This is a genomic window from Gelidimonas diazotrophica, from assembly GCF_055694025.1.
On the sequence record NZ_CM146349.1, the window covers coordinates 2,539,471 to 2,564,963 of the forward strand.

General features: G+C 52.9%; 19 protein-coding genes and 1 tRNA gene. 5 read left to right on the forward strand and 15 right to left on the reverse strand.

The features are described from left to right. Positions 1-29: 29 nt before the first annotated feature. Positions 30-1,238: a THUMP domain-containing class I SAM-dependent RNA methyltransferase gene (locus KGFNPO_RS11815; protein WP_472631470.1), complete on the forward strand. Its 1,209-nt coding sequence runs from the start codon at positions 30-32 to the stop codon at positions 1,236-1,238. A 366-nt stretch (positions 1,239-1,604) separates the two neighbouring features. Then, a complete protein-coding gene (locus tag KGFNPO_RS11820; RefSeq protein WP_472631471.1) occupies positions 1,605-2,855 on the forward strand; it encodes a multidrug effflux MFS transporter in 1,251 nt (416 codons plus the stop codon). Between the two features lie 155 nt (positions 2,856-3,010). Here the strand turns inward: KGFNPO_RS11820 and KGFNPO_RS11825 are convergent, their stop codons facing one another. The 6 genes from KGFNPO_RS11825 to KGFNPO_RS11850 form a co-directional block, all read right to left on the reverse strand. Further along, positions 3,011-4,240 carry a nucleoside recognition domain-containing protein gene (locus KGFNPO_RS11825; RefSeq protein ID WP_472631472.1) on the reverse strand — a complete coding sequence of 410 codons (1,230 nt, stop codon included), beginning with the start codon at positions 4,238-4,240 and terminating at the stop codon, positions 3,011-3,013. Positions 4,241-4,339: 99 nt separating this feature from the next. Then, positions 4,340-7,552, reverse strand: coding sequence for a type I restriction endonuclease subunit R (locus tag KGFNPO_RS11830; RefSeq protein ID WP_472631473.1), 3,213 nt, complete (start codon positions 7,550-7,552; stop codon positions 4,340-4,342). A gap of 1 nt (position 7,553) precedes the next feature. Beyond that, a complete protein-coding gene (locus tag KGFNPO_RS11835) occupies positions 7,554-8,573 on the reverse strand; it encodes a virulence RhuM family protein (RefSeq protein WP_472631474.1) in 1,020 nt (339 codons plus the stop codon). After that, positions 8,570-9,256, reverse strand: a complete 687-nt coding sequence (locus tag KGFNPO_RS11840) for an abortive infection family protein (protein WP_472631475.1) — start codon at positions 9,254-9,256, stop codon at positions 8,570-8,572. Before KGFNPO_RS11840 ends, KGFNPO_RS11835 begins: the two co-directional genes overlap by 4 nt. Continuing rightward, positions 9,256-10,341: a restriction endonuclease subunit S gene (locus tag KGFNPO_RS11845; protein ID WP_472631477.1), complete on the reverse strand. Its 1,086-nt coding sequence runs from the start codon at positions 10,339-10,341 to the stop codon at positions 9,256-9,258. The genes KGFNPO_RS11840 and KGFNPO_RS11845 overlap by 1 nt, the downstream gene beginning before the upstream one ends. After that, positions 10,338-11,879 carry a type I restriction-modification system subunit M gene (locus tag KGFNPO_RS11850; RefSeq protein WP_472631478.1) on the reverse strand — a complete coding sequence of 514 codons (1,542 nt, stop codon included), beginning with the start codon at positions 11,877-11,879 and terminating at the stop codon, positions 10,338-10,340. The genes KGFNPO_RS11845 and KGFNPO_RS11850 overlap by 4 nt, the downstream gene beginning before the upstream one ends. Positions 11,880-12,305: 426 nt before the next feature. On the opposite strand from KGFNPO_RS11850, the gene KGFNPO_RS11855 reads away from it, so the two are divergent. After that, positions 12,306-12,392: transfer RNA gene (locus KGFNPO_RS11855), tRNA-Leu, on the forward strand. 372 nt (positions 12,393-12,764) lie between these two features. On the opposite strand, the gene KGFNPO_RS11860 is transcribed toward KGFNPO_RS11855, so the two are convergent. The 5 genes from KGFNPO_RS11860 to KGFNPO_RS11880 all read right to left on the reverse strand — a co-directional run bounded on the left by KGFNPO_RS11860 (position 12,765) and on the right by KGFNPO_RS11880 (position 17,802). Continuing rightward, the gene (locus tag KGFNPO_RS11860) at positions 12,765-13,517 is read right to left on the reverse strand and encodes an enoyl-CoA hydratase/isomerase family protein (protein WP_472631479.1); all 753 of its coding nucleotides are present in this window, start codon (positions 13,515-13,517) and stop codon (positions 12,765-12,767) included. 70 nt (positions 13,518-13,587) lie between these two features. Then, on the reverse strand, positions 13,588-14,904 hold the full coding sequence (locus tag KGFNPO_RS11865) for a TRAP transporter large permease (RefSeq protein ID WP_472631480.1): 1,317 nt from the start codon (positions 14,902-14,904) through the stop codon (positions 13,588-13,590). Beyond that, positions 14,892-15,473 (reverse strand): TRAP transporter small permease, encoded by a 582-nt coding sequence (locus tag KGFNPO_RS11870; RefSeq protein ID WP_472631481.1) that lies wholly within the window; start codon positions 15,471-15,473, stop codon positions 14,892-14,894. The genes KGFNPO_RS11865 and KGFNPO_RS11870 overlap by 13 nt, the downstream gene beginning before the upstream one ends. A gap of 67 nt (positions 15,474-15,540) precedes the next feature. After that, the gene (gene dctP / locus KGFNPO_RS11875) at positions 15,541-16,527 is read right to left on the reverse strand and encodes a TRAP transporter substrate-binding protein DctP (RefSeq protein ID WP_472631482.1); all 987 of its coding nucleotides are present in this window, start codon (positions 16,525-16,527) and stop codon (positions 15,541-15,543) included. A gap of 75 nt (positions 16,528-16,602) precedes the next feature. Beyond that, a complete protein-coding gene (locus tag KGFNPO_RS11880; protein ID WP_472631483.1) occupies positions 16,603-17,802 on the reverse strand; it encodes a CaiB/BaiF CoA transferase family protein in 1,200 nt (399 codons plus the stop codon). A 164-nt stretch (positions 17,803-17,966) separates the two neighbouring features. On the opposite strand from KGFNPO_RS11880, the gene KGFNPO_RS11885 reads away from it, so the two are divergent. Further along, a complete protein-coding gene (locus tag KGFNPO_RS11885; protein ID WP_472631484.1) occupies positions 17,967-18,890 on the forward strand; it encodes a LysR substrate-binding domain-containing protein in 924 nt (307 codons plus the stop codon). 537 nt (positions 18,891-19,427) lie between these two features. On the opposite strand, the gene KGFNPO_RS11890 is transcribed toward KGFNPO_RS11885, so the two are convergent. Next, on the reverse strand, positions 19,428-20,321 hold the full coding sequence (locus tag KGFNPO_RS11890; protein WP_472631485.1) for a LysR family transcriptional regulator: 894 nt from the start codon (positions 20,319-20,321) through the stop codon (positions 19,428-19,430). A 111-nt stretch (positions 20,322-20,432) separates the two neighbouring features. On the opposite strand from KGFNPO_RS11890, the gene KGFNPO_RS11895 reads away from it, so the two are divergent. Further along, positions 20,433-21,599, forward strand: a complete 1,167-nt coding sequence (locus KGFNPO_RS11895; RefSeq protein ID WP_472631486.1) for a mandelate racemase/muconate lactonizing enzyme family protein — start codon at positions 20,433-20,435, stop codon at positions 21,597-21,599. A gap of 627 nt (positions 21,600-22,226) precedes the next feature. Here KGFNPO_RS11895 and KGFNPO_RS11900 read toward each other — a convergent pair. The 3 genes from KGFNPO_RS11900 to pcaF all read right to left on the reverse strand — a co-directional run bounded on the left by KGFNPO_RS11900 (position 22,227) and on the right by pcaF (position 25,450). Then, complete coding sequence (locus KGFNPO_RS11900; protein WP_472631487.1) at positions 22,227-22,400, reverse strand: hypothetical protein; 174 nt, start codon at positions 22,398-22,400, stop codon at positions 22,227-22,229. A 64-nt stretch (positions 22,401-22,464) separates the two neighbouring features. Next, positions 22,465-23,916: a bifunctional 2-methylcitrate dehydratase/aconitate hydratase gene (locus tag KGFNPO_RS11905; RefSeq protein ID WP_472631488.1), complete on the reverse strand. Its 1,452-nt coding sequence runs from the start codon at positions 23,914-23,916 to the stop codon at positions 22,465-22,467. 331 nt (positions 23,917-24,247) lie between these two features. Further along, on the reverse strand, positions 24,248-25,450 hold the full coding sequence (gene pcaF, locus KGFNPO_RS11910) for a 3-oxoadipyl-CoA thiolase (protein WP_472631489.1): 1,203 nt from the start codon (positions 25,448-25,450) through the stop codon (positions 24,248-24,250). Positions 25,451-25,493: the final 43 nt, after the last annotated feature.

Genomic DNA, 25,493 nt, shown 5'->3' on the forward strand with positions numbered 1-25,493 from the left:
TTTGCAACATAACGGATAAAGGGTTCCCCATGGCACATTCCTATTTTTGTCCTTGCCCACGCGGCCTGGAAGCAGCATTAGCCGAAGAACTGCTCGAAATCGGCCAGCAATACACACCGACGCTCAAGGTCCACAATCAGGTTCCCGGCGGCGTCCATTGCTCGGGCGAACTGACCGATGCCTACCAGATCAACCTGCATTCGCGCATCGCTTCACGCGTGCTGATGCGCATGGCGCACATCAGTTACCTGAATGAAAACCATATCTACGACCTGACGCTGGCGCAGGAATGGGAAGACTGGTTTAGCGTCGACCATACGATCCGGGTCGATGTCACGGCGATCAAGTCGCCGCTGCGCAGCCTTGAATTCACCACGCTGAAGATCAAGGATGCGATTTGCGACCGTTTCCGCGACCAGTTCGACAAGCGGCCATCGGTCGACACCCACAACCCGGACATCCGCATCGTCGGCTTTCTCGATGCGCGCCATTTCACGCTGTATCTCGACACTTCCGGCGAGGCCTTATTCAAGCGCGGCTGGCGGCTCGATACCGGCGACGCGCCGCTGCGCGAAAACCTGGCAGCAGGATTGTTGCGGGTGGCCGGCTGGAAACCCGGCATTCCGCTGTTTGACCCGATGTGCGGTTCCGGCACTATCCTGGCCGAAGCGGCGCAAATGATCGCCGGCATTCCACCCGGCTCCCGGCGTTCGTTCGCCTTCGAAAAATTCCACGGCTTCGATAACGCCGCCTGGCTTGCCATCAAAGGCAACGTCAAGCCACATCCGCTGCCGACTGAACCGAGCATTTTCGGCAGCGATATTTCCGGCGACGCGATTGCGATGACGCGCGAAAATCTGCGCAACGCCGGCATCCTGTTCGAGGTGCCGCTCAAACAAATTGAAGCGCAGGAAATCAAACCGCCTACCGAAATTCCCGGCATCCTGCTGACCAACCCGCCGTACGGCGAACGGATCGGCGTGCGCGGCGACAGCACCATCGAAGCCGATGAAATGACCGGTTCTTTTTACAGCGCATTTAGCACCACCTTGAAGCAGCGTTTCGCCGGCTGGAAAGTATTCCTGTTCTCAGCCGACCTGACCGTGCCCAAAATGCTGCGCTTGAAAGAAGCGCGCAAGACGCCATTCTTCAACGGCGCGCTGGAATGCCGGCTGTTCCGCTTCGATATGGTGGCCGGCTTTAACCGGCGCGAAGAAGCCAAACCCAAAGAACATTGAGGCAGCGCTTTTTTCCGGATATTTTGATGCTTAAAATATACTGAATAATGTATTTTTGAAGTGCTGATGAAATAGTGCGGGGACATGGCAATATTTGCATATACTCCCATGTAATTATCTATATTTGCAGCTATTCAGCCGACCTGCTAATGCAGATAGAAGTGGTGCTGCAGCTCTGTAGGAGCGCACCCGGGCGCGAAAGCAGTCGCCAGACTGCGGACGTTGATCGCGCCCGGGTGCGCTCCTACAAAAACCACTTCAGTTTAGAAGTCTCATATATCCGTCTGAACCGTAACGTATATTTTTAAAATTGGGCGAACGGTTCGGCAGCAGCCCGAACCGGCCCTGTCAGAAAGAATCCCCACCATGTCATCTGAAACCAGCCCTCCTCCAGCCATAAACCGGGCCGCGCTGCTGGGCTCCGGCGGTCTGGCATTGATGCTGGCTGCGCTGTCCATGCTCGGTCCGTTTTCGGTCGACACCTACTTGCCGGCTTTCCCCAGCATGCAGGCGGCGCTGCAAGCCAGTCCGATGGAAGTGCAGCAAACGCTCACTGCCTACATGTTTTCGTTCGCCGTCATGATTCTGTGGCATGGCGCGTTGTCCGATGCTTTTGGCCGGCGCAACATCATCCTCGGCGCGCTGGTGGTGTTCGCGCTGGCCTCGCTCGGTTGCGCTGCTTCTCACAGCGTTGAATATTTGTGGGCGTTTCGCATCCTGCAGGGCATGTCGTCCGGTGCCGGCGTGGTGATCGGCCGCGCCATCATCCGCGACCTGTATACCGGCGCTCCGGCGCAGCGGCTGTTGTCGCTGGTGACGATGATTTTTTCGATCGCGCCGGCAATTGCTCCGCTGATTGGCGGCTGGATTGTCCTGTTGCTGGACTGGCGCGCGATTTTTCTGTTCATGTTCGCCTACAGTGCGCTGCTGCTGTGGTATTGCTACCGCAATTTGCCGGAATCGCTGCCGCCTGAAAATAGGCAACCGTTTAATCTACGATTTTTATCGGTGAGCTACCAAAAAGTTTTTCGCTCGCTGCCATTTCATTTCAAGGCGGGCACGCTTGCTTTCAATTTTGCCGGCTTGTTTTTGTATGTTGCTGCGGCACCGGTATTCATTACCCAACATCTCGGATTGAGCACGAGTCAATTCGGCTGGCAATTCATTCCCACCGTGGCAGGGATTTTTCTGGGCGCGTTTAGCGCCAACCGGTTGGCCGGCCGCATCACCATCCCGCAGCAGGTTATGGTCGGATACGCCTTTTTAGTCGGTGCCGGCTTGTTCAACGTGGCATACCATCTATTCTTCCCTCCAGCATTGCCGTGGTCGGTGCTGCCTCTGATGCTGTATACCTTTGGCATGTCGGTCGCGGCTCCCGGAGTGATGCTGATGGTAATGGATCTGTTTCCGGATATTCGCGGCATCGTCGCTTCCTGCCAATCCTTCTTCCAGACCATGCTGGCCGCTTTGGTTGCCGGCATCATCGCACCGCTGCTCAGTGCGTCGGTACTCTGGCTGGCGCTCGGCCAACTCGGTTTTGCCCTTGCCGGGCTAAGCTGCTGGCTGGCCGGCCGCCGTTATCGCACCAAATCTGCATACCCCAGTCTGAACGTCTGAGAAACGGATCAAGAACAAAATAGTGCGATTTTGTAGGAGCGCACCCGGGCGCGAAGCAGTCGCCAGACTGCAGCCGTTGGTCGCGCCCGGGTGCGCTCCTACAAGAACCACCTCGGTTTGGAAGTCCCTTATAGGAGACTCAATAGTAGCGAAGCTTAGCCAAAAAACAGATAAGTCACCGCCACCGCCGCGATAAAACCGACCAGGTCGGCAAACAGTCCGCACTGGACCGCGTGGCGCGTATGCTTGATGCCGACCGAACCGAAGTACACCGCCAGTACATAAAACGTGGTTTCGGTGCTGCCCTGTATCACCGAAACCAGATGACCGGCGAACGAATCCGCGCCTTCGGTTTTCATGGTGTCGATCATCATTCCGCGCGCGCCGCTGCCCGACAGGGTTTTCATCAATGCGGTCGGCACCCCATCGACAAACCGGGTGTCCCAGCCGATGCCGGCTACTGCATACCTGATGGCATTCATCAGCAAATCGAGTGCGCCGCTGGCCCTGAGCACGGCAATCCCGACCAGCATCGCGACCAGATACGGAATAATCCGCACCGCGGTGGCAAAACCTTCCTTGGCGCCGTCGATGAAAGCGTCATACACATTGACCCGTTTCAGCGCTGCGCCACCGATAAACACCACCACCAGCAACAACAGCAGGAAATTGCTGATCAACGAAGATTGCGCCTGCATCTGCGCTGCGGATAAATGCGCAAACCACAACGTCAACCCGCCCACCAGCAGACTTAACACGGCCATGTAAGTCAGAATCACGCGATCGAATAAGTTAATTTTCTGCACCAGCGCCACCGCAATAAAACCGAACAGGGTCGAAATATAGGTCGCGATCAAAATCGGAATGAAGACATCAGTCGGGTCGGCAGCGCCGAGCTGGGCCCGATAGGCAAAGATGGTGACCGGAAACAGCGTCACCGATGCGGTATTGATCACCAAAAACAGGATCTGCGCATTGCTGGCTGTATCCTTGTCCGGATTCAGCGTCTGCAGTTCCTGCATCGCTTTTAATCCCATCGGCGTGGCGGCATTATCCAAACCCAGCATATTGGCCGCAATATTCATCGTCATCGCGCCGAGCGCCGGATGATTGGCCGGAATAGCCGGAAATATCCGGGCGAACAAAGGATTCAGCGCGCGCGCCAACGCCGCCATGAATCCGGCGTTCTCGCCGATTTTCATAATCCCGAGCCAAAGCGTCATCACGCCGGTGAGCCCAAGCGAAATTTCAAACGCTGTTTTGGAGCTATCGAACATCGCCCTGACAATCGCAGAAAAAATATCAAGCTGGCCAAAAAATACCGCTTGCACGCAAGCGGTAAGAAAAGCCACGATAAAAAAACTGATCCAGATAAGATTGAGCATGGACGCGGCTAGGCTTTCATCGGAGCGAAGACCGGGGTAGGAAGCCCAATCACTGAAATGGTCATTACATGGCTTGTTTTGCTCTGCCTATTCATGCAACTACTTCCCAGCCAGCTCATTAGCGATCATTTCCGCCTGCTTCATTACCGTCTCTGTGGCCAGCAACTGCATATCAGGTGGATAGCCAAATTGTCTCAGTGTTCTCTTGACGATCACTTTCAACTTGGCCCGGACGCTCTCCTTAATAGTCCAGTCTATCGACGCATTTTCGCGTACTTTTTGGGTCAAAATCACGGCTAATTCACGCAATTTATCTTGCTGCATCAGCTCTTTGGCGCTGTTATTGCTGGCAACTGCCGTATAAAACGCATACTCAAAATCCGTTAAGCCAAGCGCTTTTGCCTCATCATCAGACGCGACAATTTCTTTACTGATTTTGATCAGCTCGTCCATCACTTCGGCTGCGGTCAGTATTTTATTGTGGTATTTCTTGATGGCGTTTTCCAGCATTTCCATCAATGATTTACTTTGCACCAGGTTCTTTTTAGCTCTCGCCTTTAACTCGTCGTTAAGCAATTTTTTGAGTGTTTCCAGCGCGACATTTTTATGCTCCATGCCTTTAAGTTCAGCCAAAAACTCATCCGACAAAATCGAAATGTCAGGCTTCTTGATCCCTGCTGCATCAAATACATCGATTACCTGTTCAGACACGAGTGCTTTATCAATTACCTGCCGAATCGTTGTTTCTATCTCTTCATTGCTACGACCTGAACCAACGCTGTCAAATTTTGACAATCGTGCTTTTACTGCCTGGAAGAACGCAACTTCATCTTTGGCATCCATCGCCTGCTCATGAGGAATAGCAATTGCAAAAGCTTGGGATAAAGCGGTGACCTGATTGATATAACGTTTCTTGCCCTCATCCAAGCCTAAAATATGCTCTTCGGCCGCTAGGATCAAAGACAGTTTTTGAGACGTATCTGCTGCAAAAAAATCTTCATAAGAAAACCCGTGATACATGGCAGACACCACTTCGATTTTCTCAAGCATCACTTGTACCGCTTGTTCTTGCGCTAAAGTCGGATCACCTTTGCCTCCCGCGTCCGAGTAGAACGACAAGGCTTGCTTCAGGTCAGACGCAATCCCCAGATAATCCACCACCAAACCACCAGGCTTATCTTTATAAACTCGATTGACCCGTGCAATTGCCTGCATCAGGCTATGCCCCTTCATCGGCTTATCGATATACAGCGTGTGCATACTAGGCGCGTCAAAACCGGTTAGCCACATATCTCGCACAATCACAAGCTTTAGCGCGTCATCACACTCTTTCATTCGATCTGCCAAGGTTTTACGCTGCTGCTTGGTAGTGTGATGTTTAGCGAGTTTAGGGCCGTCCGACGATGAAGCCGTCATCACCACTTTGATCATGCCTTTATTCAAATCATCGGAATGCCATTCGGGTTTCAGCTTGATGATTTGTTCATATAAATCAGCCGCAATGCGACGCGACATACTCACGATCATGGCCTTGCCAGAAAACACCTCTTGCCGTGCTTCAAAATGATGCACTATATCTTGCGCAATATTCTTGATGCGGTTTTCGCTACCGACCAAAGCTTCCATTTGTGTCCACTTGGCCTTGGCTTTTTGGGTTTCGTTTAATTCGTCTTGTTCCAGCTCCTCGTCCAGCTCAGCAATCATCTTTTTCCCTTCGTCGCTTAATGCAACTTTGGCCAGACGGCTTTCGTAATAAATACGTACTGTCGCACCGTCTTCTACTGCTTGAGCAATATCGTAAATATCCACATAATTGCCAAATACGGCAGGCGTATTTACATCCGTATTTTCAATCGGTGTGCCGGTAAATCCCAAATAGGTGGCATTGGGCAAGGCATCGCGCAGGTACTTGGCAAAACCGTACACTACTTTTTTACCGATTACTTCACCTTGAGCAGTCTTCTCATCTATGATTTTGGCTTTAAAACCGTATTGGGTGCGATGCGCTTCATCGGCAATCACCACAATATTTCTCCGGGGTGAAAGCTCTTCAAACACATTGCCTTCTTCCGGCTGAAACTTTTGGATGGTAGTAAAAATCACACCACCTGAAGCGACACTCAACAGGCTTTTTAATTGTTGCCGGTCTTCAACCTGCTTAGGCTCCTGCCGCAACAATTGCGACGAAGCCGCGAACGTATCAAACAACTGATCATCCAGATCATTGCGGTCGGTAATCACCAACACCGTAGGGTTATCCAGAGATAACACAATTTTGCCGGTATAAAACACCATTGACAAGGACTTGCCACTGCCTTGGGTGTGCCATACCACGCCAGCCTTTTGGTCGCCTTTGGGTTGTGTCCTGACACTGGGAACGCCATAACTTTCCGGCGATTGTTGAATACAATGCGCATCCGCTTGACTGGCAGCGCGCAAGGTGGACGCCACAGCTGCATTCACCGCGTAATACTGGTGATATGCGGCCAGCTTCTTGACCGTGCTGATGCTAATCATGCCGGTTTGCAGGTCTTCTTTTTTTGATTTTTCAAACACCACGAAATGCCGAATCAAGTCCAGCAACGTGACCTTATTCAACATCCCATAAATCAAGGTTTCAAGTTGACTGATCAGAGGCGATGCCTCCAATTTGCCATCCGCAGTTTTCCACGCCATAAAGCGACTTAGACCCGCCGACAACGAACCCGTTTTAGCTTCCAACCCATCAGAAATCACCAGCAACGCGTTATAGGTAAACAGGCTGGGAATAGTCTCCTTGTAGGTTTGCAACTGATTGAATGCCGATTTAATCGTCGCGTTTTCAGCGGCAGCATTTTTAAGCTCAATCACCACCAGGGGTATGCCATTCACAAACAGCACCAGATCCGGGCGCTTGTTCTGATTGTTTTCAATCACCGTAAATTGATTCGCCACCACAAACTCGTTGTTATCAGGCGTGTCAAAATCAATCAGCCACACCAGATCGCCACGATCATTACCATCACGCTGATAACTTACTTTCACCCCTTCGGTGAGCATGCGGTGAAAGTTTTCATTATTGGCGAGCAGTTCAGGAGAATGAATCCGTTCGACTTCTTTAATCGCTTGTTGCTGTGCCGCCAAAGGAATCGATGCGTTAATACGCCGTACCGCCGTCCGCAGGCGGTCAACCAGCACTACCTCGTCGTAACGACACCGCTCCGGCCGTTCTCCGTCAGGCGCAATGTCGGGTGCATATACGTGGTCATAGCCCAGTTTTTCAAACAGTTTGATCGAGAAGGCTTCAATGGCGTTTTCCGTTAATTTATTCACGCTACTTCTCTTTCTTTTTACTGGTGACCTGTTTCACGACTTTGTCAAAATCAGACAGATGGTTTTTATCCTGCACCACACGAAACGTCTCATACTCATGCGCGGCTTTCAGCTTGGCTGTTTCTGTGCTGATTTTTCCTTTGTCGGCGAGAATGGGATAGTTAGATAGTTCCAGAAAACCATCCAGAAATTTCACCCAATCAGCCATATTCATTACGATTTGTCGTTGCGCCCGGTTCTCTGCCAAATCCAGATACGCCGATACAATTCGTTCAAGTTCTTTAATGTGCTTTTCGTGCAGATAGTTCTTGGCAACGCTGGTGTCGCTTTTTAGAATCTTGCCCTCCGGCCCGTTTTTCCAAGTGGTCAGCCCCATATTCGGCAATGTGGCATCGGCGGCTTGGTAAATGATTTCCGCTGAGGTTTTGCCGGTTATCGCCCAGTGCAATTTGTTTTGTACTGTTGCGAAAAAATCTTGCGTCAGCGGCGCGTTTTTATCGTAATCCAGCGCCAACGCATAGATGTCCGTAATCTTCTGATAAAACCGCCGTTCACTGGCGCGTATCTCGCGTATGCGCTCCAGCAATTCATCGAAGTAATCCTTGCCAAACACTTGATTGCCTTGTTTCAGGCGATCATCATCCAGCACAAAGCCCTTGATGATGAATTCCTTCAGGGTTTGGGTTGCCCAGATGCGAAACTGCGTGGCTTGGTAAGAGTTGACGCGATAGCCAACCGAGATAATGGCATCGAGATTGTAGAAGCGCGTATTGTATTTTTTTGCGTCGGCGGCAGTGTGTTCCAAAATGGAACTAACTGAATTTTCGTCCAACTCGCCCGAATCAAAAATATTCTTTAAGTGCTTGGTGATAGCTGGACGCTGCACCCCAAAGAGCGTTGCAATAGAATTTTGCGTTAACCAGACGCTGTCGTCTTGTAAGTAAACATCGACTTTGATATCGCCACCTGCAGAGGTGTACAGCAAGAAATTGGATTGTTGCGAGGTGTCTTTTTTACTCATTTTTGCTCCTCATCTAATTCTTCCGATTGCGCTGCGCTTTCAGCAAATGTCAGGTATTCGGTTTTATAAGCTTTGTGATCCACCGCAAATAGAATTTCACTGGCGGTAAAAGAATAATCACCCATTTCAAATTCGCCGAAAGACTCATCCCAAGAGTCGTTAAAGTCTGTCGCTTCAAGATAGTCAAGTTGCGCTTCTGCTTGCGCGATGGCCAGTGAAGGTTTTTCATCTTCTCTTCTACCCTCAAAGGCGCGAATCAGAAAAACCGCCACGACCAAGGTGCTATCGATAAGAAACTCGCGTGTGAGCAAATCGACTTTATCGTTGCGCTCCCTGAGTTCTTCCAGTGATTTACCGTGCGATGTCGGGCTTATTTGGTTCCTGAGATTTCCTATCTCTTGCCCAATGTTTGCCAGCGACCCGGAAACTTTATTGACTAAATCATCATTCGAATAGCCGAGAGAGCAAAAGGCTTTTTTTAGCACACCGTTAATGCTTGGAGCGGCAGGCAACGGTTCACCTCGGGCATGGCAAATTTCCTTGCCTATGGTTTCCAGCAATGCCTTGGCGTTTTCCAATGCGAGACTAAAGTCCGATATCAGCGCCGCCTCCATGCGATCAATGTAGGTCGAGAGTCCCGACCAGTGCGCATATTGCTCTATCGCTAACCGTATTTTTTGCATCAGTGTTTCACTCGCACTTCACCGCTCATCAGCTTGGGCAGCAAGCCATCTCGCAGCTTTATCAGTAATTTAATTTGTTTGGAATTCGCAATCGATTTATTCAACAAAGGCTCTATTTGGCTAGTCATTAACTCAAGCTCATCAGGCTTCGGCACTAAGACCATCGCCCTATCTAAATCACTTCTTTTAATATGCCCCATCGTCGTAGCATGGCTTGCGGAAATAGCGATGAACTCTTCCAAATGATGTCTGCACCAAAAGTAGTAAAACCATTTCGGATAATCAACCGAGGTCACCTTAAACAAGTGTTGATTAAGAATGGATTTTTCACCATCCCAAATTTTCACCATTAATGATGCTGACCAAGCAAAAATAACATCACCATTTTCGACAAAATATTCAGGTTTTACGTCAGTTGATGCCCAGTCTGAAGAGTCAGAAATGCCACTACCCAGGTCTTTAATCTTCAAAACAGGCAATCTATCAATGGAATTTTTTGGCGGATATTTCTGGCAAGCCAAACCATTCAGAAAATGCGCAATCCCGCTTAAGAATTTTGCTTCCCACCCTTCCCGAGCATCTTCCACAAACCATTGTCTGAACAGTGTTTCGGCCATCGCTTCTAGGGTTTTGTTTTGGCGATGCAACAGATCGATTTTATCGTCCAGACTGCTGAGGACGGCGGAGATGGCTTTCTGTTCGGGGAGGGCCGGACATAATGCAGGTAAAAGATGAATGTGATTTCTATTTAATGTTGGATTTGAAGAACCGACGTCATAACGTTCAAACTCAAATTTTTTTAGATAGTAATAGATGAAAAAGGGATGATTCCCATGGAAATCTTTAATCCAAAGCGTAGTGTCATGTGGCCAAAAATCTTCCCTCAAATAGAATACTGAACCGAGCGTCCCCTTACGACCAATAACTACCCCAGGTCCATTTACCTTGCTGGCATTATGGTAACTCTTGATGCCAGATGATGAGACGACAGGGTAGCTGCCTAAGCTTTGCTCCTTTTGGGTGATATCGAAACCTCTTTGAAAGGTGACGATTTCCCCCAACTTACCTTCTCGCCATTCACTCATAACTCAACCTTTTGCAAATTTTTCCTAATCGCATCGTTGAGTGCTTCTTCTTCATTTACTTGCGCTTCAAACTCGGCTTTGAGGGCAGCGAACCGTTCAGAAAAATTGAAATCATCTTCTTCATCGGGCAGTCCGACATAACGCCCCGGAGTCAGCACATAGTCCAACTCCTTTACACGCGCAATGCTGGCGGAACAACAAAAGCCTTTTACGTCCTCATAATCACCTTCGGGGTTGCGCCAATTGTGATAAGTGTCGGTAATTTGCTTCAGATCGTCGGAGGACAGTTCGCGGGTACGGCGATTGATCAGATGCCCCAGGTTGCGCGCATCGATAAACAAAATCTCTCCGCTGCGATTCCTGAATTTACCATTCTTCCGATTGCGGCTCATGAACCACAAGGCCGCTGGAATCTGCGTGTTTAAAAACAACTTGGCAGGCAAATTCACGATGCAGTCGATCAGGTTGCCATCTTCAATCAGCGCTTTGCGAATATCGCCTTCGCCACTGGATTTGGAAGTGAGCGCACCTTTGGCCAGCACCACGCCGGCTTGGCCATTTGGCGCGAGATGGAAGGCAAAGTGCTGCAACCAGGCAAAGTTGGCATTGCCTGCGGGCGGCGTGCCATATTGCCAGCGACCATCCTTGCGCAGCAATTCGCCGCTCCAGTCGCTGACGTTAAACGGTGGGTTGGCGATGATGTAATCGGCTTTGAGGTCTTTGTGGGCATCATTTAAAAACGAGCCTTCATTGTTCCATTTCACCTGTGAGCTATCGATGCCGCGAATCGCGAGATTCATTCGCGCCAGGCGCCAGGTGGTCTGATTGCTTTCTTGCCCATAAATGGAAATATCGTTGATGCGGCCTTGATGTTCTGCGACGAATTTTTCTGATTGCACAAACATGCCGCCAGAACCGCAGCAAGGGTCGAACACCCGGCCGTGATAGGGTTCCAGCATTTTCACTAACAGTTCAACGATGCTGCGCGGCGTGTAAAACTGTCCGCCTTGCTTGCCCTCGGCAAGCGCAAACTCACCAAGGAAATACTCAAATACATGACCCAGCACATCGGCACTGCGAGCTTTGGCATCGCCCAATGCGATGTTACCCACCAGATCAATCAGATCGCCCAAACTGGTTGGATCAAGATTTTGCCTGGCAAACACCTTGGGTAATACGCCTTTCAACGAAGCGTTTTCTTTTTCGATAGCATCCATCGCGTCATCGACAAAGACGCCAATATCAGGTTGCTTTGCATGGGATAGTAAAAACGACCAGCGCGCATCCGCAGGAACGAAGAACACGTTCTCGGCTTTGTATTCATCTTTGTCTTCGGGGTCAGCGCCGGCATATTCGCCTTCGCCCGCTTTCAGCTTGGCAAAATGCTCTTCAAACGAATCGGAAATGTATTTTAGAAAAATCAATCCAAGCACGATGTGCTTGTACTCGGCGGCATCAATATTTTTCCGCAGCTTGTCGGCGGCCTTCCAGAGTTGCTTATCTAACGGTTCTTCTTTTACTGCTTTTTCTTTAGCCATGTTGTTTTCTAATATTAATTTTTCGTGCGGGTCGATTGAGATAACGGAGCGCTAAGGTGTGTAGTCTGTTTCTCTGTATAACTTTTACTAACTTCACGTCCGGTTTGGCTACCCTGCATAAGCTCTGTCAAGGGCTAATTCAGCAATATTATCCCTGAAAAAATTACCCATAAAGCACGAATACTAGCAAGATGAGAATAATTCGATCACCTCTTTACAAGCCAAAGACGACACGCTATCTGCCCCAAACCAGCCTTGCATGAAAAGCGACAAAAACCGCGAGTGAAGCATTGTGTCTGGATGTACCCAAGGCAAATTCTGCAGATCTAGGCCGCGATGATACGCTTTCGGATTCACGTATACCCACGCCAGTCGCATGAAATTGTTGCATATAAGGCGGGTATCGGTGATAATTGCGGACGCGTTGCCGGGATGGCGGAATAGGTAGACGCACGGGACTCAAAATCCCGCGGTGGAGACACCGTGCCGGTTCGATTCCGGCTCCCGGCACCAACAGAATGTTTTATACTGTATCGAGTAGTCTCAAAACCCGCATGCCTCCCAGCATAGCGGGTTTTTTGTTGTCTCACGCAGTTGAGCCCGATACCATGAGATACCAACATTTTATTGGTATCTCTGTTGGTACTAATAAAAACCCAAAAACGAGATACCAACATCGCGACCGATTTTGAGACTTTCAATATAGATTGTTGTAATTATGATGCAAAGGCTGTTTTCGGTTCTCCAAAATACATTCTAGAAATGATTTTTGTGAATTTCGCCTAAATATGAGTTTTGAGAATAGCGTCAGGCGCCATTTAAGTTGGTTCACCGTTCCACTGCGCCCCAATCCCTACAGTCACCCATATATCTATAAAAACGGCATTAACTGCGATTATGTTTATTCATCGCATCGAGCCGGGCCGTAAGTTCAGGCGACTTCAGGGATTCGGCGTAATGCGCGCGCAGTACGGTCTCTTCAGCAGTACCCTCCGCCATCGCCATCAGATCGGCTTTTATGGTAGTGACCACCTTGGGTTCGCACGCGAGAATACCGTCCACATATGCGCGCACAGTGGCGTCGAGTTCGTCGGTTGCTACCAGTTCGCTTAGAAAACCTATGCGCAACATCTCTTGATCGCCAATGGTCTGCGCGGTGAGGAATAATTTTTTGGACGCAGCAAGGCCCAATACCGTGACGTAGCGCCGAATTCCGCCGGGGTAATAATGCAAGCCGATGCGGGATGCCGGCATCAGCATGCGACTGCCGTGCAAGCCGATACGAAAATCGCAACAAAGCGCCAGATCGGTGGCGCCGCCATAGACGCTGCCGTTCAGCACGCACAGGGTCGGCAACGCAAACCGTTCGAAATGGTCCAGCATGTCTTCAAAGCGGCTGTCGAGCTGGTCACGGATCGCGCCCAACGTGTAACCGGAGCTAAAGGTTTTTTCTCCGGTGCCAGTGAGGATTAGCAGGCGCAATCCGGGCGTCGTTTCCAACTGCGTCAGGTATTGGCGAATCACGTCTGAATCTTCCGGCGCGATGCGGTTATGCTGACGCGGCCGGCGTAGAGTGATCGTCGCCACCGCACCGTCCAGCGTGAGGCCAGGTGCTTGGTCTTGCATCAAATCGGACATCATTTTCCTCGCTTACTGGTTTCGTCGCCGGTCTCGGCCGGCATCACAAGTTTGGTACGGGCGCGCTTACTCATGCAGGCCCCATTAAGGTTTCGGGTAGCCAGGTGGCGATGCCTGGGAACACTGCCAGCAACACGATGAAGACCAGCATGATGCCAACGAATGGTAAGGCGCCCATCATGATGTCCCGCAATGGAACTTCAGGCGCGACGCCGCGGATCACAAACAGATTAAGTCCCAGCGGCGGATGGATAAGACCGATTTCCAGATTGATCGTCATCATCACGGCGAACCAGACTAGATCTATATTGCTGTGGATTAGCACTGGAAGAATCACCGGCATGCTCATCAGGATAATTGAGACCGCCGGCAGGAAGAAGCCGGCAATCAGCAAGAACACATTCAGGATCAGGATAAGTTCCCAGTTGCCGAGATTCCAGCTGAACATCCATTCCGCCAGGCTTTGCGTGATGTACAGGTAGGACATCATGTACGCATACACTGCAGCGCCGGCCACGATCATCAGGATCATGCAGGATTCGCGCACAGCTTCGCGCATGATGAGCCAGAGTTCAGTCAAGCGCCAGGTCCGGTACACCACCACTACCATCACCAGCGCCAGGAAGGCGGCAATCGCAGCCACTTCGGACGGTGTGGCAAAGCCGCCGTACATCACCACGGTCACCGAGATGATGATCGCCAAAAAGGGGAGAATGCGAATCAATCCTGACATTTTTTCGCTAAGCGTGTAGCTTTCGATGACTTGCAGCGGATTGTTGCGCAGTTGGCGGTAGCTGCTGGCCCAGGCATAGGCGGCGAATATCGTCACCAGCATGATGCCGGGAACGACGCCGGCCAGGAACAAGCGCGCAATCGAGGTGTGGGTGACAATGCCGTAAATAATGAAGGTCAGCGATGGCGGAATCAGGATTCCGAGCGTGCCGCCGGCGGCAATTGCACCGGTTGCCAACCGCGGTGGGACGTTACGCCGGATCATTTCGGGAATGCCTACGCGCCCGATCGCAGCGGCGGTGGCAGGACTGGAGCCGCACATCGCGGCAAACAAGCCGCAGCCAAAAATATTGGCAATGACCAGGCCGCCTGGTATTTTGCACATCCAGCGATGCAGCGAATCGTACAAGTCCTTGCCGGCACGCGAAGCGCCGATGGTGCAGCCCAACAGAACGAATAGCGGTATGGTCAGCAGCGCAAAATTGGACAGTTCGCCTACAAAGGTATTGGGGATCGTTGACAAGCCGCCGGCATCGCCAAAAAAATACAGAAAACCAATGGAAACCAGGATCAACCCGAACGAGATCGGGATACCGGAAAACAGCACGGCGAATGTAACGGCAAACAGCAAAGCGCCAATTTCTAGTTCTGACATGATGCTGCCTCCTTGTGATTGGCATCGCAGCGCACGCAATACTCCGCATCCTTGCTGCTTGCTACTTGATCCTTGCTATTTACCTTCTGAGGCTCGCTGCTAACCTCCTGGTGCATGCTGGTCACATACTGCAAGGCGGTCATGAACATGCCGACCGGAATGGTCGCGTATTTGGGCCAGGACAGCGGCTGCCAGATTCCCAGCGCCCGCTCGCCTGTGACGAAAGCGTGCTGCGCCATGCGCAGCCCTTCCCATCCGAGGTAAAGGCAAATCAGGCATCCGGCCAGCTTGGCGATAAACGCCAGCTTATGCTTGACGCACTCAGGCAGGATAGCGTCCAGCAGATCCATCTTGACGTGGCCGCCGGTTGCTAGCGTGTATGGCGAAGCAAGGAAAATTGCGCCGATCATCAGTTCGATCGAGAGTTCCAGTTCCCATGAATTCTGCATGCCGATACTGCGCTTGACCACCATCCAGGTGATGATCAGCGTCGCAGCCAGCAGCAGCCCGGCAGCGATCACGGCCAGAACGGTACTGGCGCGTGCTACCCAGCGATTAAAATAATGCATTTGTCGTCTCCGTATTTATTCTGGTTGAAACGGACTCGAACGGTCCGTCCAGCTTATTTTGCGAACCCTATTTGCTGAGCTTTTCCACTGCTTCCAGCAAGCCTTTGGCTTCTGGACTGATGCTGGCGTAATCGACCCAGGCGGTTTTCTTAGCCAGATCCAGCCACTGCTTGTACTCCGCCTGCGTCATTTGATGCACATCGACCTTGGCTGACTTGAATTTGGCGACGACCTCAGCCTTGAGCTTGTCCTGCTCAGCGTTAAAGTTGGCCTGGGTAGCGTCGGCGGCCCGTTCGAATATTTTCTTCTGCGCCGGTGTCAGCGCATTCCACGCCTTGGTCGACATGACCAGTGGCTGGAACACCACGAAGATCGTGTAGTCGCCACCCAGCGTCGCATACTTGACCTGCTCATACAGGCGCATGCTCATGAAGGTTTCATACGAGGTCATCAGGCCATCCAGCACACCGGTCTGCATCGCGTTGTACAGCTCGGTGGACGGCATAGCGAAAACCGATGCGCCGGCCTGTTTCAGCATGGTGTCGAGGGTGCGGTCGGCACCGCGGAATTTCAGGCCCTTGACCGTATCGGGCGTGGTAATCGGGCGCACGCGATCGGCAATACCGCCTTCGGTCCACCACCATGTCAGGATATGAAAACCCTGCTTTTCGGCGACCGCCTGCAGCCGTTTTTCATAGTCTGTGCCCTTGAAGCGCATCGCATCCTGCACGCTATTGATTGCTCCCGGCAAAATCGTAATGGAAAACTCAGGGGCCTTGCCGACCGCGTAAATCAGCGGAAAAATCGATAGGTCGACCGAGCCACCGGCCAGCGCATCGATCTGCTTGAGTGGATTGCTGATGAGCGAGGCGCCCGGATAAATCCGGAACTTGAAGGAAGGATCGTGCTTGACCACTTCATCGACAAAGTGGCGCGCGCCTTTGTCGCGACCGTCGCCCTGCGGCCATTGATGCGTCAGTTTCAGTGTGTCGGCATGCACACTGCCCAAGGTCAGGACAGCCGTTGCCAGTAATACTAGGTTCTTGAATTTCATGTTTGTCTCCGTTCATGTTATTCATATCGCTCACACGATCGACGGACAACTTATCCGTCGTCGCACTCGCGGCGTTCAACTGCTTTGGTATACCACTTTTTTTATTATTAATTCCCGTATCGCTTCCGGCGACAGGCCGTAAGCTGCCAATACTTCTTCGGTATGCTGGCCAAACAACGGGGGTGCGCTGCGCACCGAACCCTGCGCGGTTCCAGGCATCTTGATCGGCAAGGCCACTTGCTTCAGCATCCCCAGCAACGGATGGTCGACCGTCTCGACGAGCTTGCAGGCGATGACCTGTTCGTCGACAAATACATCTTCGAGCGTATTGATCGGCCCGGCAGGAATGCCAGCCTTGATCATCAAAGGCGTCCATTCCATGCGGGTCTTCTTGCCCAGGCTGGTTTCCAGCAATTCTTTCAGCACCAAGCGGTTTTGCATGCGCTCGGCATTGGTCTTGAAGCGCGGGTCTGTCGTCAACAACTGCAACCCCAGCACTTCGCACAGGCGAACCCACATGTCCTGGGTGGCCGGCGCCAGATTGAGCGGACCGTCGGCGGTATCGAAGGTGCCGTAAGGCGCGATGACCGGATGCACATTACCGCAAGGCTGCGGGATATCGCCGACGCTCAGATAACGCTGGCCCTGGACGCTGAGCAAACCGAGCAGGCTGGCCAGCAACGAAGTTTCCACATGCTGGCCAAGACCGCTGCGCTGGCGCTCTATATACGCGGCCAGCACGCCAATCGCTACCCACATGCCGGCGGTGAGGTCGCCGATCGCAGTACCAACGCGGGTAGGGCCAGATTCCGGTGTTCCGGTCAGGCTCATGAAGCCCGAATAGCCTTGCGCAATCTGGTCAAAACCGGGCCAGTCGCGCGCTGGACCGGTGCTGCCAAAACCGGAGATGGAGCCGTAAATCAGTTCGGGGCGGACAGCGCAAAGTTCTTCGTAGCCCAAACCCATGGCCGCCATGGTGCCCACTTTGAAGTTTTCGACCACAATATCCGACTTCAACGCCAGCTCTTTAATCAGCGCCAGCCCTTCCGTTTGACGGAAATCGACACCGATACCTTTTTTGTTGCGGTTGGCACTAAGATAATAAACGCTTATGTCTTGATCGAACGGTCCCCACTGACGGATCATGTCGCCGTTCGGAGTGGGTTCTACCTTGATGACTTCGGCTCCCAGATCTGCCAGGATCATGGAGCAAAATGGTCCGGACAATGCACGGGTCAGGTCGAGTACCTTGATGCCGGAAAGGGGTAGTTTCATGTTAGCTTGTCTCCTAGATTAGTCTTTTATGTCTTTTCAAGGATTCTAGGCAGTAATCTAGATAGTTTGAAATACTGTTTTCTGACCATTGCATAAGATTATCTTATGGCCAAAACTGGAGACGCATCGGAAGGTGTCCCATTGCGATAGCCCAGGAGATCCACTTGAACCTGAAACAGCTGAATTATTTCGTCAAGATCGTGGAAGCGCAGAATATGACGCGCGCCGCCGAAGGGCTGCACATTGCGCAACCGGCATTAAGCCAGCAAATCACGTTGCTGGAAGACGAATTGGGAGTAGCGCTGCTGAGCCGCAGCTCGCGCGGCATCCAGGCGACGCAACAAGGTGATTTGCTGTACCGGCATGCCAAGACCATCCTGCGCCAAGTCGACAATACCCGCATCCTGCTTTCGAAAAAAGAAGGCGACGTGACAGGCAACGTCTCGGTTGGCATGCCATCCAGTACCGCCAAGCTGCTGGCACTGCGTTTGATGCGCTGTGTTAAAGAGCGCTATCCCTCCATCGTTTTGGAGATCGTCGACGTTCCCAGCGCCGATCTGACTTCGCTGGTGAGGCATGGGCGCGTGGATTTTTCGCTGGTGCCAGATCCTCAGAAACCCAAGGACATGAGTTTTTTTCCGTTGTTCCGCGAAGAGCTGTATTTAATGACCTATCCGGGTGTTGTCCCCGGGACGAGGGCAGTTTCCTTTAAAAAAATCGCCGAATTTCCTCTGATTCTGCCGAGTGCACCCAACACCTTGCGCTCCCGGCTGGAGCACGCGTTCTTAAAGTCTAATCTGAACTTCAATTTATTTGGCGAGGCCAGCACTTCGGCCATCTTGATTCCAGCGGTCCGGGCCGGATTTGCAGCGACGATTCTGCCTTACTCGGCGGCCCATGAAGAAATTTTGAATCAGCAAATTGAAATGCATTCGATCGGAGCAGGCTTTGCGCGCGATGTGTATCTATGCTCTAGCAATACCCTTCCTGTATCTCCGGCAACTACCACGGTCATCACGCTGTGTAGGGAGGTGTTGCAGGACCTCGTAAGTAGCGGCACATGGAAGGGTTGTAAACTTCTACATTGACACGTATAGGCATTAGACCTGTGCGCTCCACCATACCAAGCCATCGGTGTTGTTGCACGGATATCGGTCTGGTCGAGGGCTCCCCCTCCCCCGAGAATAACGGTATCCGTGCAACAACGCTCTCCTGCAATGGTGGGTATCGGCTTCATCATCATTGGGGTAGTCGTCACAATCTGCTTTCGAAGTCATCTGCCCACTGACTGGGCAGCGGCGGCCCCGTGTAGCCACTATCGGCCAGCACGCTCAGGACTTGTAGCAGGTTCGCGGCGCACCTTTGCGATCCGTGACCTACACCGTTGTAATGGCGATGGCGTGCTGCAACGTTACCGTGAGCACGAGCGGCTTTTCATTTGCAATTAATTTAAATCGAAAAACGCGTCAAACGCGAGCCGTAACAACTAGGTGACGCGACATGGATAGAAACGCGGTAGACGCTAAAGAGTGCTAGTTTTCAGAGACGTCACGCGGACACCGCGTCAGCCGTAACTCTTGGCGCACGCCCAATTTTGGCAAGAACAAATTATTCAAGAAAGTCTCTCAGCAGCTAAATTCGACCACTAGGAAATCAATGAACGCGCGCACCTTCGCCGGCAGATTGCGCCGGCTTAAATAATATACATACAAGTCGGCCGGCGGCAGCGAATATCCCGGCATTACCTCCTTGAGACGACCGCTAGCGAGGTATTTTGCTACGTCCCATTCGGAGCGTTGCACGATGCCGTGGCCATCCAAAGCCCAATTCATTACAACGTCGCCGTCGTTGCTCGATACAGCGCCCCTTACCTTGACCAGTTCAACCTTGCGGCCCTTTTCGAGTCTCCAAGTGCCGTACACATCATCGTTCTGTCGGTGAAGTATGCAACGGTGGCGATGCAACTCGGCAGGTGTCTGCGGCTCGCCTGCTTTTTTCAAATACGCTGGCGAGGCGCACAAGAAACGCCGGTTCGACATGAGCTTGCGTGCACTGAGTCGCGTGTCAGGCAGTTCGCCAAAACGGATCGCAAGGTCGTAGGCCTCCTCGACCAGACTGATCGGCCGGTCGGTCAACTGCAGTTCTACTTCGACTTCTGGATGAGCGTGCGCGAACCGCGACACCAAGGGCGCAATTCGGGTGCGACCAAACCCCGGAGTGCCGTTCACCCGTAACAAGCCTTTCGGAGCGACTCGTCCGCTTGACACAGATTCCTCCATATCGCGGATGCTGCCCAGGATCTGCGTCGCCTGGGCCAAGTAGCTCTCACCCTCGCTTGTCAGGCTGATGCGGCGCGTAGTGCGGTTGACCAGGCGCACGCCAAGGCGCTGCTCCATCATCATCAGGCGCTTTGTGACGGCCGGCGGCGTAAGGCCGAGTTGGCGCGCAGTTGCCGACATACTGCCCAGCTTGGCAAGCAGCACAAAGAACGACAAGTCTGGTGCAGTTTCAATTTTCACTTGAAGTTAATAATGGTTTCAATTGAGGTGAATTATATCTTCATGTTTGAAGAGTAAGCTTGGCACATGCACTGCAAAACCAGCCTCGTCCATAACCCTAAAAGACACTTCATGAGAATCGTTGAAATCCGCGAAAAAACTGTACCTATCAGTTCCCCAATCCGCAACGCCTACATCGACTTCAGCAAAATGACGTTGAGCTTGGTCGCGGTAGTGACCGACGTCATCCGCGATGGCAAACCAGTGATCGGCTATGGCTTTAATTCGAACGGCCGCTACGGCCAAGGCAAGTTGATGCGTGAACGCTTCATTCCGCGTGTGCTAGAAGCGGACCCTGCAAGCCTGATCGACGACAGTGGTGCCAACCTCGACCCGCACAAAATCTGGAACTGCATGTTCACCAATGAGAAGCCGGGCGGCCACGGAGAGCGTTCGGTCGCGATCGGCACCATCGACATGGCGGTCTGGGACGCAGTTGCCAAGATCGAAGGGAAGCCCCTGTTCCAGTTGCTGGCCGATCGCTATGGTAATGGCACGCCAGACCGGAAGATCTTTGTCTATGCAGCCGGCGGCTATTATTACCCGGGCCAGAGCCACGACAAGCTGAAGGACGAAATGCGCAGTTACATCGACCGCGGCTACACGGTGGTCAAGAAGAAAATTGGCGGTGCCTCGCTCGACGAGGATTTGCGCCGCATTGATTCTGTGCTCAGCGTGCTGCAGGACGGCCAGAAGCTGGCGGTCGATGCCAACGGCCGCTTCGACCTCGATACCGCCGTGGCCTACGCCAAGGCGCTCTCACAGTACGACCTGTTCTGGTACGAAGAGCCGGGTGATCCGCTCGACTTCGAGCTCCAGGCGACGCTGCGCAATTATTACAAGAATCCGATGGCGACCGGCGAGGATCTGTTCTCCATGCAGGACGCACGCAATCTGATTCGTTACGGCGGCATGCGCGCGGACCGCGACTGGCTGCAGTTCGATTGCGCCCTGAGCTACGGTCTGGTTGAATACTTGCGCACGCTGGACATGCTGCGTGAGCACGGTTGGTCACCGAAACGCTGCATTCCCCATGGCGGCCATCAGATGTCGCTCAACATCGCAGCCGGCCTTGGCCTCGGCGGCAATGAATCCTATCCCGACCTGTTCCAGCCTTACGGTGGCTTCCCGGATGGCGTCGTGGTCGACAACGGTCATATTCTCCTGCCAGAACTACCGGGTATCGGCTTCGAAGGCAAGGCTGATTTGTATCGTGAGATGGTCAAGCTGGCTGAGTAACAGCCGCTCGCAATATCGCTGAACAAGCCAGCCAAACGAAGCCGGCGAGATTATTTCGATTCATCTGGATGAGACGCGCATGAACGCGCAACGCATTAAGACGTTGCTTCTACGCTATACATCCAAGTCCTCGTCGGCATCACGGCCGGTGTCCTCCTGGGTCACTTTTGCCCCGCCATCGGGGGCGAGCTCAAAACGCCAATGAAAACCATTCCCACCGTGATTACACGAGATATAAATGTATTGAACAATTAGTACGATTGGCAACACACTTACTTCCCATCACATAGTCCTACCTCACAGCAGGTAATTTTTAACGAATATTGCTAGATGTCAATATGCAACCACATCAAGTCGCTACCATAACGACTTGCATGCCTGGGCTTGGAAGATTGAATTAGCAATCTTGGCAAGCAATCGGAGACGTTATACATAAAACAATAACAATAGGCGGCACTACCGGGGCTGGCGGTCGGGAAACATACCAGCACCAATTCAGAAGCCCGCAACCACAAGGTTCGCGGGCTTTTCATTTCTGAAATTCCCTTTGATGATTTTTGGCTCATAAGTTGCACGTCACCCGCATGATGCTGGCCCGCGATACGCCATAAGTCCGAGACAAGGCACTTACGCTGGTGTCCTGGTTGCGCCTGTCGAGGATATCAACGCGTTGGCAGTTGTCTTGGTTGGGCGGCCGAGCGTCTTGCCTTCAGTTTTGGCTCTGGTCAAGCCGGGCTGGGTGCGCTCCGCCAGAAAATCCAGCTCGATCTTAGCCACAGCGGCCAGCATATTGAGCATCATTTTTTCTGCAGGCGAAGCAAAATCCATTTCGAACACGCCAATGAGCAGACATTTTTTAGGTAAATCAGATAACGTAAAGATCAACATATTCATGCACCGGCATCGCTTCCAGTGCGGCCTGGTCGAGCGATGCATCGAGGATGGTCTTTTGCTGCTTGGCCGGGAATCGGCGTGCCAGGTTGGTCTTGAACTTGGCTTCCAGCAGCGGGATACCATCGATACGGCGACGCGCATGGCCGATCGGGTATGCAACGACAACTTCATCAAACTTGCTGCCGTCCTTGAATTCGACCGTCAATGCATTGGCAATCGAACGCTTGTCAGGATCATGATAATCGGCAGTGAAAGCGGGGTCTTCGACGCACACGATCTGGTCGCGCAGCAGGTCGATGCGAGCATCGACGGCAACGCTGTCTTCATAATCGCCGGCAGTCAGACGACCGAAGATCAGTGGCACCGCAACCATGTACTGGATGCAATGATCGCGGTCAGCCGGGTTGTCGAGCGGGCCTTTCTTGTCGATGATGCGGATGCAGGCTTCGTGGGTGCGTATCGTGATCTGCTTGATGTCTGCGACCGATTTGCCGGCTTGCGCCAGTTGACCATGCAGCGTCATCGCCGCTTCCACCGCGGTTTGCGAGTGGAATTCGGCCGGGAACGCAATCTTGAACAGCACGTTTTCCATCACGTAAGAACCGTATGGGCGCTGGAACTTGAACTTGTTTCCTTTGAACAACACATCGTAGAAACCCCAGGTCTTGGCGGAAAGCGCCGATGGGTAACCCATTTCGCCGGTCTTCGCCATCAAGGCCAGGCGCACCGCGCGCGAGGTGGCGTCGCCGGCGGCCCACGATTTGCGCGAGCCGGTATTCGGCGAGTGGCGATAGGTACGCAGCGATTGGCCATCGACCCAGGCCAGCGACACCGCGTTCAGGATTTCTTCGCGGGTCAGGCCCATCATTGCCGCCACCACCGCGGTGGACGCGACCTTTACCAGCACCACATGGTCGAGGCCTACCTTGTTGAACGAATTTTCCAGCGCGATGCAGCCTTGGATCTCATGCGCCTTGATCATCGCAGTCAGCACCTCTTTCATCAGCAGCGGTTGTTTGCCGGCGGCCACCGCATTGCGCGACAGCCAGTCGGCGGTGGCGAGGATTCCGCCCAGGTTGTCCGACGGGTGGCCCCATTCGGCCGCCAGCCAGGTATCGTTGAAGTCGAGCCAGCGGATCATTGCGCCGATGTTGAACGCGGCTTGCACCGGGTCGAGCTGGAATTGGGTACCGGGTACCTTGGCGCCATTTGGCACCAAGGTACCCGGCACGATCGGCCCCATCAATTTGGTGCAGGCCGGATATTCCAGCGCTTCCAGGCCGCAGCCGAGCGTGTCGATCAGGCAGTTGCGCGCAGTGGTGTATGCAATGTTGGAGTCGACTTTGTAATGCATGACGTAATCGACGATATCGATGATTTCCTGATCGAATTCGGTACGAACGTTGGAGATGTGTGCTGACATGCTGATTCCTTTTAATTGAAAAATTAAAGAGTTATCTAAGCTAAGGCTGCAGTTCACGAAACAGTTTAAGCCCAAGGAATAATTGTGTGTAATGGCCTGCATTTGAAACTGAGCAAACATGTATTCAGCGGTTTTTTCGAGCAGTAATAACTGCATCTATCCCCTGTTGCCACCAATGCGTTTTGCCCCAAACCACAGACTGCGGCTGACCCAGATCAGAATCCATGGAACCGTGATGACGCGAACGGTTGCGCCGCCGATCTGTGTCACCGGAAATTTCCGTATTCATTATTATTTTGCGCCCCTCGCAATGCAGGCTGTGATGCCTGGCTCACACCCGCTCCAGCACCACGGCAATGCCCTGCCCCACGCCGATGCACATGGTGCACAGAGCGTAACGCCCGCCGCTGGCGTGTAGCCGGTTCACGGCGGTGGTGACCAGGCGCGCGCCGCTGGCGCCGAGCGGATGACCCAGCGCAATCGCGCCGCCCCAGGCGTTGACGCGCTGGTCGTCGTCCCGCAGGCCGAGCAAGCGCAGCACCGCCAAACCCTGCGCGGCAAAGGCTTCGTTGAGCTCGATGACGTCGATCTGATCAAGGGTGAGGCCGGTGAGGGCCAGCACCTTCTGCGTGGCCGGTGCCGGGCCGATGCCCATGATGCGCGGCGGCACACCCGCAACTGCCATGCCAACTATCCGGGCCTTGGGCACCAGACCATTGCGCACAGCCGCGTGCTCGTTGGCAAGCAGCAACGCGCACGCGCCATCATTTACGCCGCTGGCGTTGCCGGCGGTCACCGTGCCATCGGGCCGCACCACGCCTTTGAGTTTGGCGAGCGTCTCCAGGCTGGTTGCGCGTGGGTACTCGTCCTGACTCACGATGACGGGCTCACCCTTCTTCTGCGGAATGATCACTGGCACGATCTCGCGCGCCAGATGGCCGGCCTGTTGCGCAGCAACGGCATTGCGCTGGCTGGCCAGGGCCATGCGGTCCTGTGCCTCGCGCTCGATCTTGTATTCGGTGGCGACGTTTTCGGCCGTTTCAGGCATGGAGTCCACTCCATACCTGGCCTTCATCAGTTTGTTGATGAAGCGCCAACCGATGGTGGTGTCATAAATTGCGTTGGCGCGGCCAAAGGCGGTCTCTGCCTTAGGCATGACGAACGGTGCACGACTCATACTTTCCACACCGCCGGCAATCATCATCTGCGCCTCGCCGCTCTTGATCGCACGCGCGGCTGTGCCAACCGCATCCAGACTTGAGCCACACAGGCGGTTGAGCGTGACGCCCGGCACCTCGAATGGCAATCCGGCCAACAGGCTGACCATGCGGGCAACGTTGCGATTGTCTTCGCCGGCTTGGTTGGCACAGCCATAGATCACGTCAGTCACGGCCAGCCAGTCCACGTTGGGATTGCGTTCCATCAGGGCTTTGAGTGGAATCGCACCCAGGTCGTCGGTGCGCACGCTAGAGAGTGCGCCGCCGTAGCGGCCAAATGGTGTGCGGATGGCATCGCAGATGTAGGCTTGGTTCATGCTGTGACTCCTTGGAATTTGAGAGAGATATTTTTGTGCACTG

Coding starts and splice junctions, on each gene's coding strand:
- KGFNPO_RS11815 (WP_472631470.1), top strand. CDS start 30: ATGGCACATTCCTATTTTTGTCCTTGCCCACGCGGCCTGGAAGCAGCA.
- KGFNPO_RS11820 (WP_472631471.1), top strand. CDS start 1,605: ATGTCATCTGAAACCAGCCCTCCTCCAGCCATAAACCGGGCCGCGCTG.
- KGFNPO_RS11825 (WP_472631472.1), bottom strand. CDS start 4,240: ATGCTCAATCTTATCTGGATCAGTTTTTTTATCGTGGCTTTTCTTACC.
- KGFNPO_RS11835 (WP_472631474.1), bottom strand. CDS start 8,573: ATGAGTAAAAAAGACACCTCGCAACAATCCAATTTCTTGCTGTACACC.
- KGFNPO_RS11840 (WP_472631475.1), bottom strand. CDS start 9,256: ATGCAAAAAATACGGTTAGCGATAGAGCAATATGCGCACTGGTCGGGA.
- KGFNPO_RS11845 (WP_472631477.1), bottom strand. CDS start 10,341: ATGAGTGAATGGCGAGAAGGTAAGTTGGGGGAAATCGTCACCTTTCAA.
- KGFNPO_RS11850 (WP_472631478.1), bottom strand. CDS start 11,879: ATGGCTAAAGAAAAAGCAGTAAAAGAAGAACCGTTAGATAAGCAACTC.
- KGFNPO_RS11860 (WP_472631479.1), bottom strand. CDS start 13,517: ATGTCCGATTTGATGCAAGACCAAGCACCTGGCCTCACGCTGGACGGT.
- KGFNPO_RS11865 (WP_472631480.1), bottom strand. CDS start 14,904: ATGTCAGAACTAGAAATTGGCGCTTTGCTGTTTGCCGTTACATTCGCC.
- KGFNPO_RS11870 (WP_472631481.1), bottom strand. CDS start 15,473: ATGCATTATTTTAATCGCTGGGTAGCACGCGCCAGTACCGTTCTGGCC.
- dctP (WP_472631482.1), bottom strand. CDS start 16,527: ATGAAATTCAAGAACCTAGTATTACTGGCAACGGCTGTCCTGACCTTG.
- KGFNPO_RS11880 (WP_472631483.1), bottom strand. CDS start 17,802: ATGAAACTACCCCTTTCCGGCATCAAGGTACTCGACCTGACCCGTGCA.
- KGFNPO_RS11895 (WP_472631486.1), top strand. CDS start 20,433: ATGAGAATCGTTGAAATCCGCGAAAAAACTGTACCTATCAGTTCCCCA.
- KGFNPO_RS11900 (WP_472631487.1), bottom strand. CDS start 22,400: ATGATGCTCAATATGCTGGCCGCTGTGGCTAAGATCGAGCTGGATTTT.
- KGFNPO_RS11905 (WP_472631488.1), bottom strand. CDS start 23,916: ATGTCAGCACACATCTCCAACGTTCGTACCGAATTCGATCAGGAAATC.
- pcaF (WP_472631489.1), bottom strand. CDS start 25,450: ATGAACCAAGCCTACATCTGCGATGCCATCCGCACACCATTTGGCCGC.